9 protein-coding genes are annotated in these 14158 nt (G+C 48.1%); 6 read left to right on the forward strand and 3 right to left on the reverse strand.

Annotated features, from left to right (window positions below; translation table 11 throughout):
* Positions 1-6: 6 nt before the first annotated feature.
* Positions 7-7464 (forward strand): beta-ketoacyl synthase N-terminal-like domain-containing protein, encoded by a 7458-nt coding sequence (locus NSQ37_RS14510; protein WP_341123955.1) that lies wholly within the window; start codon positions 7-9, stop codon positions 7462-7464.
* A gap of 134 nt (positions 7465-7598) precedes the next feature.
* Here the strand turns inward: NSQ37_RS14510 and NSQ37_RS14515 are convergent, their stop codons facing one another.
* On the reverse strand, positions 7599-8810 hold the full coding sequence (locus tag NSQ37_RS14515; RefSeq protein WP_052827455.1) for a cytochrome P450 family protein: 1212 nt from the start codon (positions 8808-8810) through the stop codon (positions 7599-7601).
* A gap of 288 nt (positions 8811-9098) precedes the next feature.
* Here NSQ37_RS14515 and NSQ37_RS14520 point away from each other — a divergent pair, with 288 nt between their 5' ends.
* The gene (locus NSQ37_RS14520; protein WP_015417516.1) at positions 9099-9533 is read left to right on the forward strand and encodes a NucA/NucB deoxyribonuclease domain-containing protein; all 435 of its coding nucleotides are present in this window, start codon (positions 9099-9101) and stop codon (positions 9531-9533) included.
* Positions 9534-9592: 59 nt separating this feature from the next.
* Positions 9593-10348 (forward strand): YoaK family protein, encoded by a 756-nt coding sequence (locus NSQ37_RS14525; protein WP_003154084.1) that lies wholly within the window; start codon positions 9593-9595, stop codon positions 10346-10348.
* A 33-nt stretch (positions 10349-10381) separates the two neighbouring features.
* On the opposite strand, the gene NSQ37_RS14530 is transcribed toward NSQ37_RS14525, so the two are convergent.
* Positions 10382-10744 carry a hypothetical protein gene (locus NSQ37_RS14530; RefSeq protein ID WP_007410383.1) on the reverse strand — a complete coding sequence of 121 codons (363 nt, stop codon included), beginning with the start codon at positions 10742-10744 and terminating at the stop codon, positions 10382-10384.
* Between the two features lie 192 nt (positions 10745-10936).
* The gene (locus NSQ37_RS14535; RefSeq protein WP_043021117.1) at positions 10937-12265 is read right to left on the reverse strand and encodes a S8 family peptidase; all 1329 of its coding nucleotides are present in this window, start codon (positions 12263-12265) and stop codon (positions 10937-10939) included.
* Between the two features lie 178 nt (positions 12266-12443).
* Between NSQ37_RS14535 and NSQ37_RS14540 the strand changes: the two genes are divergently transcribed.
* The 3 genes from NSQ37_RS14540 to NSQ37_RS14550 all read left to right on the forward strand — a co-directional run bounded on the left by NSQ37_RS14540 (position 12444) and on the right by NSQ37_RS14550 (position 14152).
* Positions 12444-12677: a hypothetical protein gene (locus NSQ37_RS14540; protein WP_015239897.1), complete on the forward strand. Its 234-nt coding sequence runs from the start codon at positions 12444-12446 to the stop codon at positions 12675-12677.
* 255 nt (positions 12678-12932) lie between these two features.
* Positions 12933-13640, forward strand: a complete 708-nt coding sequence (locus tag NSQ37_RS14545) for a poly-gamma-glutamate hydrolase family protein (RefSeq protein ID WP_007410381.1) — start codon at positions 12933-12935, stop codon at positions 13638-13640.
* Between the two features lie 59 nt (positions 13641-13699).
* Positions 13700-14152, forward strand: a complete 453-nt coding sequence (locus tag NSQ37_RS14550) for an OsmC family protein (protein ID WP_032866022.1) — start codon at positions 13700-13702, stop codon at positions 14150-14152.
* Positions 14153-14158: the final 6 nt, after the last annotated feature.

Consider the following 14158-nt stretch of genomic DNA (forward strand, 5'->3'; position numbering starts at 1 on the left):
ACGGCTTTGCAAAACACTGAAGATCTTCTTTACAAACTATTGGCAGGCCAGCTGAAATCTGTCGGATTTTTCACGGAAAACGAAACGCAGCCTGTCATGCAGGGGTTTTACGGCAGGTGGCTGGAAGAAAGCATCTCCATCTTGGTGCAAAAAGGCTTTTTGAAACAGTCAGGCAGTACGTATGTGTTAACGGGTCCGATAGAGCGTGCGGACGTTCTGTGGCAAGAATGGGATGAAAAGAAAGCTCCTTTACTCAAGGACAGCAGCAAACAGGCGATGATCACCTTAGTGGAGACCGCTCTCAGAGCTTTGCCGGATATTTTATCCGGCAGAGTTTCTGCCACTGATGTCCTGTTTCCTGATTCCTCAATGGAATTGGTGGAAGGAATCTATAAAAACAATGAAACGGCAGACTACTTTAATGAGGTGCTCGCTGACACATTGACGGCTTTCATTGAAGAACGCCTGAAAGAAGACCCGAACGCGGAAATCCGGATATTAGAGATCGGAGCGGGGACGGGCGGGACGAGCGCGGCCGTTTTCAAAAGATTAAAAGAGTACAAACATCATGTGAAAGAATATTGCTACACCGATCTGTCAAAGGCCTTTTTCATGCATGCTGAAAAAGAATACGGTCCCGACAATCCGTATTTGACTTATAAGCGGTTTAATGTGGAAGAGCCCCCGGCTTTGCAGGGTATAGAGGCGGGCGCATATGACGCGGTAATTGCGGCAAATGTGCTTCACGCGACAAAAAATATTCGGCGGACACTTCGCAATGCCAAAGCGGTGCTTAAAAAGAATGGGATTTTGCTATTAAATGAGATTAGCAGCCATTCGGTTTATTCTCATCTGACATTCGGTCTTTTGGAAGGCTGGTGGCTGTATGAAGACGCCAAACTGCGCATTCCCGGATGCCCGGGGCTGTATCCTGAAGCGTGGCAGTCTGCGCTGGAAAGCGAGGGATATCGGTACGTTACATTTATGGCGGAATCGTCACATCACCTCGGCCAGCAGATCGTGGCGGCAGAAAGCGACGGCGTCATCAGGCAAAAGCAGCCGGACGCGCAGGCGGTTGAAGAAACTGCGGCTTCCAAAGAGCCGGCTGATTTCACAGAACCGTCTTTCTCAGTCACAGACCGGACTGTGCAATTCATAAAAGAAACGTTAGCCAAGTCCATAAAGCTTGCTCCCGAGCGCATTCAGCCGGAAACCAGCTTTGAAAAATACGGCATCGACTCCATTTTGCAGGTGAATTTTATCCGCGAACTGGAAACATTGACGGGCGAGCTGCCGAAAACGATCTTATTTGAACACACGAATACGAAAGAACTTGCCGGGTATTTGCTGGAAACTTACCCGGATAAGCTGCAACAGGCATTCGGAGCCGAACAAGCGCCTCCTGAAACAAAGCATCCGGAACCTGCAATGAATGAACCGGTGCCGCTTGTCACGGAAACGCGGCGATTTATCAATGAACAAAAAGAGCCAAAAGCGCCAAAGCCGGAAACAGAAACCGTCACCGTTAATCGTTCTGATCGTGACGACATTGCCATTATCGGCATCAGCGGCCGCTATCCCGAGTCTGAAACCCTCGATGAGCTGTGGGAGCATTTAAAAGCCGGAGACAGCTGTATCACGGAAGCTCCGGAAAACAGATGGAAATCCGGTCTTCTGAAAACAATGGCAAAAGAAACACGAAAAGAAGAACGCAAAACACGGTACGGCGGATTTCTGCAGCATATTGAAGCTTTTGACCATCACTTGTTTGACATCCGGGAAGACCATGTGATGGAGATGACGCCTGAGCTCCGTCTAAGCTTAGAAACCGTATGGGAAACATTTGAAAATGGCGGTTACTCGTTAGAAAGAGTAAACGAATGGCAGGAATCAGACAGCGGCATCGGTGTATTTATGGGCAGTATGTACAATCAATATTTCTGGAATATCCCGTCATTGGAAAAAGCTGCGCTCAGCTCTAACGGAGGGGATTGGCATATCGCCAACCGCATTTCCCACTTTTTCAATTTAACGGGCCCGAGCATGGGCGTTACGACCGCATGCTCCAGCTCACTGAGCGCCATTCATCTCGCCTGTGAAAGCCTGAAGCTTAACAGCTGTTCCATGGCGATTGCCGGAGGGGTCAATCTCACGCTTGAACCGTCTAAATATGATGCGCTCGAACGGGCGAATTTGCTTGAACAGGGAAGTGAAAGCAAAAGCTTCGGAACCGGCACGGGCCTGATGCCGGGAGAAGGAGTCGGGGCGGTGCTCTTGAAGCCGCTCTCCAAAGCGCTTGCCGACAAAGACCATATTTACGGGGTCATTAAAAGCAGCGCGTTGTGCCATAGCGGCGGAAGGCAGATGTACACGGCTCCGGATCCGAAACAGCAGGCGAAGCTCATGGCGGCTTCCATCGACAAGGCCGGAATCAATCCGGAAACAATCAGTTATGTTGAATCAGCGGCAAACGGCTCTGTATTGGGAGACCCGATTGAGGTCATTGCCCTGACAAATGCGTTCGCGCAATATACTGATAAAAAACGTTTTTGCGCGCTTGGATCCGTCAAGTCAAATCTCGGTCATTTAGAGGCGGCTTCCGGCATGTCCCAGCTCGCGAAAGTGCTGCTGCAAATGGAGCGGGAAACATTAGTCCCGACGATTAACGCAAAACCGCAAAATCCGAATATCAACCTTGAACAAACGGCTTTTCACCTGCAGGAAAAAACCGAGTATTGGGAGCGTATGAGGGATGCCGAAACGGGGGACATCATCCCGCGGAGAAGCATGATTAATTCCTTCGGGGCAGGCGGGGCATATGCAAATCTCATCGTAGAAGAATATATCAGCCCGAATTCCGATCAGGCCCGTCACGGCGATGAGGAATATATTTTCCCTGTGTCAGCGAAAACAAAATGGAGTTTTGAAGCCTATCTTGACAGACTGGCGGCCTTTTTAGAAAAGACGCCATCTCTTCATCCGGCCGCCATCGCATCCGCGCTGCAAAAAAGAACGCATCATTCGGAGTATCGGGCGGCATTTACGGCTGCTTCCGTTCAGGAACTGCTGGAAAAGCTGGCCGCTTACCGCATGGATCAGCGGAATCTCAATTTCTCTGAATCTGATATTGGCCGGCGTGCGCGGCAATGGGAAAAAGGAGAGAATATCGCGTTTGATCAGTTGCAGCAAGAGCACGCCGTTCATCTGCCGGCCTACGCTTTTGACCACGGGACTTCTTTTCAATTCGGTGAATCAGAAAACGCTGCCGGCGTTCAGGCGGTATACAGTGATGACGATCCATACGTGAAAGGGCATCAATTCAGCGGAGAACCGGTACTCGTCGGCGCTACATATAACAGTCTGGCAGTCGATCATTTTTGTGATCTTTTTCCTGAAGCGGAAGGAGGACAAATTAAAAAACTGAATTACGTCAGCCCCATTACCGTAAAAAAAGGCGATCGCATCGAGCTGAAAACAGAATCGAAACAAAACGGGGATGGATTTGAACTGAGCATAATGCACCGCAGCCGCACGTCTCCTGATTGGAGCATAGCGGCGTATGCCGAGTGCAGCCCCTATCCGTTTCAAAAGCAGCACGCGAATCTGGCGGCCATTCAGCGCTCTTACCGGGAAGTGGGCCGGATAGATGAGTTATACGGAGACGGAACGGGACCCGTCGTGTGGGGAGAAGAATTTAAAACGATCACCCGCCTGTACAAAGGCTCTGATGCCGTTTTAGCGAAAGTGAACCTGAACAATAGCGACTCACAACAAGCGCATCATTATGCCATAAATCCGTTAATCGCCAACAGTGCTTACTTGGCCTCACTTTCTTTATTGGATCAAACGGAGGCGGAAAGCTATCTGCCGTTCGGCATTAATTCCGTCACCTTCAGCAGCCCTGAAGATCTTACCGATTGCTGGCTGCACATCAAGCTGACCAAACAAACGGGGGAAATGATTCTGATTAACGCAGATGTCATCAGCAGCCGATCGGAAGTGGTGATGCGTTTTGAAGGCTATGCCCTGAAACGGTTCCGCCCGAAAACCGAACAGATGAATCAGCCGGCCCGAACGGCTGTTAAGAATGCGGGGGCACCGATTTCTGCCGGCAGTCTGACAGATGATATCCGCAGCTACGTCCTTGGCAAGCTCGCCAAGATGATGGGTGAACCCGGGCCATCTCTTCGTTCTGACGCGAATATCATGGAATTGGGACTTGATTCAGCGAGCCTGATCGGGCTGACAAAAGAGATCGGCCAAGAGGCGGACATCGATGTGAATCCAACATTGTTTTTCGAGTATCCGACCGCGGAGGAGCTGACCCGCCACTTCGCGTCAGCATATGAGAGCAAGTTTTCTCAATTTCTTGCCGATCATAAGCATTCAGAAGAGGCCAGGGTCACGGAAACAGAAGAGCGCACTTTACCGAAGAAACAGCATACGCCTTGTGATAACGCCGATATCAAGCAAGGAATCGCGATTATCGGTATGTCAGCTCAGTTTCCGCAATCCCCGGATATCCAGTCTTTTTGGGAGCACATCGTAAACGGGGATCACTGTATTACCGAAATTCCGGCGGACCGCTGGGACTGGCGCCGTTACGCCGGTGATGAGAATGACACGAGTCTCAGATGGGGCGGTTTTATTGACGGTGTCGGCGAATTTGACCCGCTCTTTTTCGGAATTTCCCCTAAAGAGGCATCACAAATGGGGCCGGAGCAATTTCTGCTTCTGATGCATACATGGAAGGCAATGGAGGATGCGGGCCTGACAAATAAGGCGTTATCAAGCAGACCGACAGGCGTTTTCGTTGCCGCGGGCAACAGCGATCCGAACAATGGAACAGCCATCCCGTCCATCATTCCGAACAGAATATCATATGCCTTGAATTTACAAGGACCGAGTGAATATTACGAGGCTGCCTGCACGTCAACCCTGGTGGCATTGCACAGGGCGGTTCAATCAATCCGTCATAAAGAATGTGAGCAGGCTGTCGTGGGTGCAGCCAATATTCTGCAGTCGCCGAAGGGCTTTATCGGTTTTGATTCAATGGGGTATTTAAGCAAAAACGGCCGGGCGAAATCGTTCCAAAAAGATGCCGATGGCTTTGTCAGAAGCGAAGGGGCGGGCGTTATCATCATCAAACCGCTTGAGGCGGCAATTGAAGACGGCGATCATATTCACATGGTCATTAAAGGAACAGGAGTGTCTCACGGCGGTAAAGGCATGTCGCTTCACGCGCCGAATCCGGCGGGAATGAAGGCCGCGATGAAAAAAGCGTACGAAGACACCGATGTTGATCCGCAAACCGTCACTTATATTGAAGCGCACGGCATTGCCTCCGAAATGGCAGATGCGCTGGAGTTTAATGCAATCAAAGCGGGTTACGGCGAGTCTGCAAATCAAGAGGAAAGCGCGCCTTGTTATATCAGCACCGTGAAACCTTGCATCGGGCACGGCGAACTCGCTTCCGGACTGGCCGCCCTTATAAAAGTGGCGATGGCCATGAAGCATCATACCATCCCGGGCATTACCGGATTTACAGCTGCAAATGAGCAAATGGCCATTCAGAAAAGCCGCTTCCGTTTCACCGAAGACAATCAGGAATGGACACAGCTCACCGACCATACGGGCAGACCGATCCCGCGCCGGGCCGCAATTAACAGCTATGGCTTCGGCGGCATGAATGCGCATGTCGTTTTGGAACAGTACAGCCCGAGCCATAAAGACAAAGAATCTGTGCATGAACCGCAGCTTATCGTGCTTTCTGCTAAGAGCGAAGGGCGTCTTAAGGCGGCCGCAGGTCAGCTGGCTGATTTTGTGCAAACTGGAGATACTCTGTCATTGCGGGATATTGCTTATACGCTTCAGACCGGCCGTGAGGCGATGAACTGCCGCCTGGCACTCGTTGCCCGCAATCAAGATGAATTGCTGGAAAAACTGAAAGAGTACAGAGCATTTTCCGAAGAAAGCAATGGAATGAAAAGCTTCATTACAGGCAGTCAGCAGACTGGATCAGGAGATATCGGCGTTTTACTGGAAGGGACTCTCGGTACAGTCGTCACGGAGACGCTGTTGGCTGAAAACAATCTCGAAAAACTTGCATTTTGCTGGGTGAAAGGTGCGGATATACCGTGGGACAGACTCCACCAAGGCAAATCTGTTCAAAGAGTGCCGCTTCCGACATATCCTTTTGAAAACCATAAGTATTGGAACGGCGGTAAGCCAGAAGACATCAGCCTTGCACCGGTTTCACAGAATCCTCAGATCCGCTGCGGGAGCGCGGCTGACATTGTGGCAGACATTTTGGGGATGAAGGCAGCGGAAATTGATCAAAATAAGCCGCTGACTGAATACGGCTTCGATTCAATCTCCTCTATTCAGCTGCTGAAAAAACTTGAGGACGGAGACAGCCGCATCAGTCTGGAGGCTCTTCAGAAATGCAGCACTCTTCAGGAGATCGGCATGCTGTTAAAAACGAACCAACCGCAGGAGACGGGCCGAAATTTTCCAGAACTCATCAAGCTGAATGAAAGAGAAAAAGGCCGTCCTGTTTTTTGGTTTCACGGCGGAACGGGAGGCGTGGAAGCATACCAGCCATTCGCCAAAAAGAGTCAGCGACCTTTTTACGGCATCCAGGCAAGAGGTTTGACAGGGAAAGAGCCGCTGCAAGGAATCGAAGAGACGGCCGCTTCTTATAAGAGAATCATCCAAGCGGTACAGCCGAAAGGCCCTTATGATCTCGGCGGATATTCCTTGGGCGGAATGCTTGCATATGAAACCGCGCGCCTCTTGCAGGAGGAAGGTCATACGGTAAAAAGCGCCGTCATGATCGACACCCCGTACAGTGAAAAATGGAAAGAAAGAAAACCATCTGTTAAGTCAGTCATGCTGCAAACGATCAATACGATGCTTACAGCATATCTTAAGCCTGAAAACCTTGAAGAGGCATTAATCAGCAGAGAAGACATTACCGTCCAGGCTGAGGAAGAAGAAGTATTGAAAGAATTGATCGGCCTTGCCAAAAAGCGCGGTCTGCCAAAATCCGAAGAAGCGATCCGGATGCAGCTGGAGCAAATGATGAAGACGCAGCTCGCTTACGGAATGGAAGAGTATGACATGAAGCCGCTGCCTCATCCGGAAGCGCTGCAATGCTACTACTTCCGTAATAAAAGCGGTTTGTTCCTCGGAGATCTTGAACGTTATCTGACAGCAGAGGAAGAACAAATTCCGTTAGACCATGATGCGTATTGGAAAGAATGGGAACGCCAGATGAAACAGTTTCACCTGCTGGACGTTCACTCTTCCAATCATGTCACGATGCTGTCGGAACCGAAGCCGCAAAACGCCATTAAGGCATTCTGCGAAAAACTGTACGCAAACAAAGGAACGATAAGCGCAAATTTCCTTAAATCTTTCAGAAAAAAGCTGGACGAAACAAATGAGTTGGTAAAACGGTAATAGAGAACGGCCGGAGCAATCCGGCCGCTTTTTTTATCCATATAGAACTAAATTTACTATGTACTAAATTTTCATTGTTATATTGATTTCTGTTTATAAGACATTAAAAAACCCCCGATAAACCGGGGGCGCTATTAAAATCTGACAGGCAATGTTTCAAGCCCTCTCAAAAACACATTTTTTCTCCATGTTACATCCTCGGGCGCGCCTTTCAGCTCTATATTCGGAAACCGTTTTAAAAGCGCGGTAAAGGCAATGGATGCTTCCATCCGGGCGAGCGGAGCCCCGAGACAAAAATGAATGCCGAATCCAAAAGAGATATGACGGTTCGGTGTTCTCGCTATATTTAATGTATCAGGATCATCAAAATATTCCGGGTCCCGATTGGCTGAACCGATGCCGATAAATATCATATCGCCTTTTTTAATAGAAACATCTTTATAAGTGAAATCTTCAATCGCCCATCGATTCGCCATCATGATGACGGGAGAGGTATAACGCAAAAGCTCTTCGACCGCCGTCTGGATATTTTCCGGCTGCCGCTTTATCTTCTCCATCTGGTCTTTGTGCAGAAGAAGCGCCAGGGTGCCGGAGCCGAGAAGGTTAACCGTTGTTTCAAGCCCGGCAACGACTAACAAAAACAGCATGGAATACAGCTCTGATTCACTCAGCTTTTGGCCGTCCTCTTCAGCGTAAATAAGCTTGCTCGTCAAGTCTTCACCCGGATGTTTTCTTTTTCCTTCGATCAGTGTTTTCATATATTGTTTAAATTCTTTGAGAGCCTGGTTGGTCGCATCTTGTCCGCTTTCTGACGTGTCGACCATTGCGTTTGTCCACACTTGAAATTTGGCGCGGTCCTCTTTCGGAATTCCGAGCAGCTCGGAAATGACGATAAACGGAAGCGGTGCGGCGAAATCTCTCATGATATCAGGGTCTGCTTTTGTTTCCATTTCATCCAGCAGCTCTTCTGTGATCTGCTCTATCCCGGTGCGAAGCTGCTCAATCATCCGGGGAGTGAACCCCTGATGCACCAAAGATCGAAGTCGTGAATGATCAGGGGGGTCTTTTGCCAGCATATGCTCTGAGACAAAATCGATATCTTCACTGACATTCAGCTTCGCGATCAGCTCCTTCGGCATGACTCGTTTTACATCTCTCGTAATTCTGCCGTCTTTCAAAAACGCCATACAATCATCATAACGCGTGATGAGCCAAGCCGGAAAGGTGCCTCCGAAACGCTGCAGTTCGAATTTATGTATGGGGTCCTGCTCTCTGAATCTGCTTAAAACCGCAAAAGGGTTTTCGTGAAACTCGGGTGAGTGTGGGTGAAACATTGTTTTTTCCATCTGGATTTCCCCGCCTTCATGTTTTTGAAAAGACATAACAAACAGCCGGTGCCTGCCGACCGGACGGCATTCCTCCTTTTATCTGCCGAAGACACTGATCACAACGGCTCATAAGTATGTCTAAAATATATAAGGAAACAGAAGCCGGTTCAATAGACAAATCGTAAAGCCGCCATTTTCGTTGATTATCAACAAAACAGCAAACTTTTTTTGCCATTTCATCATGTGTGTTAAATCCGGCTAATATACATATTTACGCTTCATATCAACTTCTTAAGGAGGATGTGAATGAATGCGTTTATGAAATGGGCGGCAAGTCTGCTTTTGGTGATCTCTCTTCAGTTCGGCCTTACGGGCGCCGGTATCCATTCGGACAGTGCTGCTCGTGCCGCATCCCGATACGATCAGGTGCTGTATTTCCCGCTGTCAAAATATCCGGAGACGGGAAATCATATAAAGGACGCCATTTCGGCAGGTCATTCTGAGATTTGTACAATTGATCGGGGCGGAGCAGAGAATAGAAGGAAAGAATCATTGAAAGGAATTCCGACAAAGCCCGGGTTTGACCGTGATGAATGGCCCATGGCAGTCTGCACAGAAGGCGGGGCGGGGGCTGATGTCAGATATGTAACCCCGTCGGATAACCGCGGGGCCGGTTCATGGGTTGGAAATCAAATGAGCGGATATTCCGACGGCACGAGAGTATTATTTATCGTTCAGTAGCTTCTCCGGTTCGCCGGAGTTTTTTTATGCTCTGAAAAAGCGGCACGCCGGCTGGACATATGAAATGGCAAAGAGTAAACTTATATGTTGGAATCAGCATGAGAAAGGATTGGATCACATTGACAGTGACTACATACCGAAATATTGCACTTTTACTTCTTTGTTTAACAGCGGGAATTGTGGATGTGATCGGTTATTTAAGCCTGGGACATATCTTTACCGCCAATATGACGGGGAACATCGTTCTGTTCGGCCTGGCGATCGGCAACTCGTGGCACCTTGCCGTACTCAAATCGTTAACCTCGTTAATCGGATTTATTGCCGGCGTTATTGCCGCGGCCCTGCTTGTGGGCAATAAAAAGAAATCATTCTGGCCCCCTGCGGTAACTGCCGCTTTAGCTATTGAAGGAGCTGTTTTGCTGCTGTTTGCTTTGTTCTCCTGCTTTTTTGCAGATGCCATTTCTGTTTATGTGCTGATTATGCTGCTCAGCTTCGCAATGGGAATGCAGACGACAGCCGCGAGAAAACTTGGTGTAGCGGGGATTTCCACGACCGTATTAACGGGAACGCTCGCTAATTTTTTTGAAGATCTCACCGCAAGGTTTTACAAAGCGGACAAGCGGAAGCAGTTTACGAGAGATGCTGTATTGCGCGCGCTTGCCTTGGTGCTGTATTGCTTTGGGGCGGTCATCGGCGCTTTTGCCGAACCGGATTATAAGTTTGCCGTGATCTGGCTCCCGATTATCATTATTTTAGGCATTATGCTTTGCGCATTCACGATGTTCCATGGATATTCAGAAGAAAAAAACCAATAAAAAAACGCCGCTGATTCAGGGCGTTTTTTCTTTTTATTGCTCTTTCCGGGTCCCGATTGTATAAACGGCCCGATCTGTATGTACCTTTAATCCGTCTTGCTCCTTTTGGATGGTGATGTCGCCGAGCAGAGGGATTTCATACGCATCTTGGGGAAGCGGGACATTTCCTTCCTCCGTATAGGTTGTGCCGTGCCCTTTTAAGACGAGTTCTTCGTCCGCTACATAGTCATCGGGATGGTTTGTCCGGCGGACGAGAACATCATCAAGGTGAAGCATGATCTGATCCATATCAGAAATCTCGTTTCGGCTGTCTGTCAGCTCTCCTTTTCTGATATCAAGCGTTTGTCCGATCTGTTTTTGCAGCCATTCAGACAATTCGGTGTTTGTAAGTGCCATTGTGATTCCTCCTTTTATCTACACCATACTTATTCCCTATTTTTTTAGAAATACACTGCCTTGCATTGATCTTTTTTTCTGACAGCCGGTTCTGAAGCATTCCGAGTTCCTTCATTATAAATGTTTCATCTGTTCACCTGAAAAACGGGGTCATCTGCAGGTTTAGACGACCCCGTTCTCATGATAAAAAGGTTACTCTTTCGGCACGGCGTTTTCAGCGTTTACTGCGCCCGCTCCGTAAATGTTCGGATCTTCATTTGTCCATTGATCCGGACTTTGTTTGATCAGTGTTTTCACTTCGTCAGGCGAAAGCTGCGGGTTCTGCTGAAGGATTAAGGCGGCAATGCCCGCACAGATCGGAGTGGCCATGGACGTGCCCGACAGACTGAAATACAAGGAGCCTACACGGTTTGATTTCTGTAATTTGTCAAGGTATGAACGCGGAGAACGGAGAGATACGATATCGACCCCGGGCGCAAGAATGTCAGGCTTCTCTTTTCCGTACACCGTCGGGCCGCGGCTTGAGAAAGAAGCGACCGTATCGTCCTCATTGCCGGCCGTATCATTGTCATCATAGGCGCCTACCGTGATGACCTTCTCGCTGACACCGGGGCTTGAAATCGTTTGAGCTTCCGGACCGGAGTTGCCCGCGGCGACGCAGACGACGATTCCTTCATTCCATGCCTTTTCAACGGCCTTGACGAGCGGGTCGTCCGTTTCTTTATCATATCTGAGCGCATCTCCGCCCAGTGACATGCTGATGATTCTGATCGGATTCTTTGTGTGTTCTTTATTATATTGTATGCACCATTCCACACCTTCAATGATATCAGCCAAGGTTCCTGATCCTGATTTGTTTAATACCTTGACTCCGATCAGATCGGCTTCCGGCGCCGGCCCCTGATATTTACCGGAAGATGAAGCGCCGCTGCTTGCGATATCACCGGCGCAATGGGTGCCGTGTCCGTTGTCATCATACGGTTCTGTCTTTTGGTTGACAAAGTCCGCAAATCCGATAACTCTGCCTTCTAAATCGGGATGCTGATAGATTCCGGTATCAATAACGGCGACGGTTACGCCTTTTCCTGTTAATACGGTGCCGTTACGTGTCACTTCTTTTGCATGAGACGATTCAGCTGCCGTATCAAGGAGCGCTTTTACTTCACGGTTTAAATAGATTTTACGGATATCCCGGCATTGCGAAAGAAGCATGTGAAGGGCGGACGGAGTGACTTCGGCGCTGCAGCAATTGATTGTTTGAAACTGCTTTTTTATGGTGCAGCGTTTTTCTTTTGATAAGACCTGTCCTGCGCTGTGAAAACCGGATTCATGGCAGCCCTCTTCAAATTCAATGATGACTGACATTTTCTTTCTGTTTTTCACCTTTTTTTCGAAAAACTTGTGCAAAAAGCAAGGTGTCCATTTGAAAGGTTTATATAACTGTAATACGTTTTCTCTGAGCGGCCAGTCCAGCTTATGAGCATTTGACCGCACCATTTGTACCATTGAGTAACCAAACATATATACTTTTCCTCCCATTCTGGCGATTCTCTCTATATCATATGAACAGGCCGTATGTTCGGTCAGTTTGTTTGTCCTTCAGGAGCGCTGGTTACTTGCGGCTTTTTCAGGAGAAGAAATCGAGTTGAAACAGAACGTTTGTTCGTTTATAATGAAGCCGGCGGAAGGAGGTATATACATGAACATAATATTGAGACATTCCTTGGAAAAACAGCTTCCGATTGATATTATATATATGAAAAAAGACGGTTCCATTTCAAAACGGACCATTATGATAAAAAAAGGGGATGAGCGGGCTGTAACGGCATTTTGCTGTACAAAAAGGCAGATGAGAACTTTTTTGACGGGCTCCATTCTGTCCTGCGCATTTGCTTCGGGAGGCGGATATTCATTTTTAAAAGCGTATTCTTGATGCCGTCCGTTTCCGGCCGTGAATCTCCCGCCCCTGAAAATTCGGGCGTTCCTCCCTTTTTTTTTGCCCTCTCTCAACCTTTTTTCACTGATGCCCGGCATTTGAGCGCTTGAACCGTGACAATCCATTGATTTTTCGAAACCGGGAAGTTTTTCACTGATGATAATGTTAATAGAATGTTAAGATAAGACCTATTGACAAAAATCCATATAATGAACATGTCATTTTTCAGAAAGGAGCAAAGAAGGAGAGCTGATGAAAAGAATTTTACTTAATGTCATCATTATCGTAGCAATGGTCTTACTAATAAGATGTGCTCATTATGCGTCAGACCCTGATCCCTCGAATTCTTCTGATACATACACAGATTTTAAAGATTTGGCTGAACATGAAGACCCCGATGATTATCATATATCGTACAATAAGCGAAAGGGGAGCCCCGTATTGATCATGTCGCCGCACGGAGGGAGAATTGAGGGCGGGGTGAGCGAGATCGTCCGCTCTTTCAGAGATGATTATTCAACCTATCTGTTTGAGGGATTAAAGACGCATGATAACCAGACTCTTCATATTACGAGCACCAGGTTCGATGAGCCTTCAGCAGTCGAAAGCATTAAGCAGCACCATTATGTTATCGCAGTTCACGGTTATAAAGGCGACGAGAAAAATACTCTTGTCGGAGGAAGCGACCGGAAGCGGGCGAAAAAATTGGTGAGAGCTCTCGAACGAAACGGATTTTCTGCAGAATTGGCAACCTCCAAAACCGGTCTGGCCGGGGTTGACACCGAAAATATCAATAACCAGGCGCAAACCGGGCTGAGCATACAGCTTGAGATCAGCAGAGAACAGCGGGAAGCGTTTTTTGATAATTTTGATTACCGCGAAAGGGAATTCACAAAAACGGAGGAATTTTACCGGTTTGTCCGTACGATAAAAAGAGTGATCAATCAAGAGTATTCGTAAGCTTAAAAAAAGACAAACGAATGAAAGATGAGTAAACTGAAAAAAAGGAGGTTTGTCCCTTGGCAAAACATCACTTTTATTTAAAAGCAAATTGGCCCGGAAATCGCAATGACGTCGGCGATATTAAAAGCGGCCGGCTGGAGACGGCTGTGTCCATTCCTAAGGAAATGGACGGACCCGGAGAAGGCACAAATCCTGATGAAATGCTGCTTGGAGCGGCCGCTACCTGTTATATTATAACGCTTGCGGCGATGATGGAAAGAAGCGGCCTGGATAAAGAAGATCTGCATATGGAATCTGAAGGAATTGTAGACGTCACGAACGGTGTGTTCACGTACCAGAAAATCATTCACCGCCCGTTTATATTATTAAAGCCGGGTGCAGCCGAAACGGACTTTACGCTCGCCAGGAAGTTAGCGCATAAAGCAGAGTCCTCATGTATGATTTCACGAGCGGTTCAAGGAAACGTGGAGATGGAGCTTGAGGTTGAAGTAAAAGCTGCCCGCGCTTGACGAGTT

This window comes from Bacillus sp. FSL P4-0334 (assembly GCF_038004825.1).
GTDB classification, from domain to species: Bacteria; Bacillota; Bacilli; order Bacillales; family Bacillaceae; genus Bacillus; species Bacillus velezensis.

Excerpts from the sequence above, each read along its gene's own strand:
- NSQ37_RS14515 (WP_052827455.1), bottom strand. The coding sequence starts at position 8,810 with ATGGAAAAAACAATGTTTCACCCACACTCACCCGAGTTTCACGAAAAC.
- NSQ37_RS14520 (WP_015417516.1), top strand. The coding sequence starts at position 9,099 with ATGAATGCGTTTATGAAATGGGCGGCAAGTCTGCTTTTGGTGATCTCT.
- NSQ37_RS14525 (WP_003154084.1), top strand. The coding sequence starts at position 9,593 with ATGAAATGGCAAAGAGTAAACTTATATGTTGGAATCAGCATGAGAAAG.
- NSQ37_RS14530 (WP_007410383.1), bottom strand. The coding sequence starts at position 10,744 with ATGGCACTTACAAACACCGAATTGTCTGAATGGCTGCAAAAACAGATC.
- NSQ37_RS14535 (WP_043021117.1), bottom strand. The coding sequence starts at position 12,265 with ATGTTTGGTTACTCAATGGTACAAATGGTGCGGTCAAATGCTCATAAG.
- NSQ37_RS14540 (WP_015239897.1), top strand. The coding sequence starts at position 12,444 with ATGAACATAATATTGAGACATTCCTTGGAAAAACAGCTTCCGATTGAT.
- NSQ37_RS14545 (WP_007410381.1), top strand. The coding sequence starts at position 12,933 with ATGAAAAGAATTTTACTTAATGTCATCATTATCGTAGCAATGGTCTTA.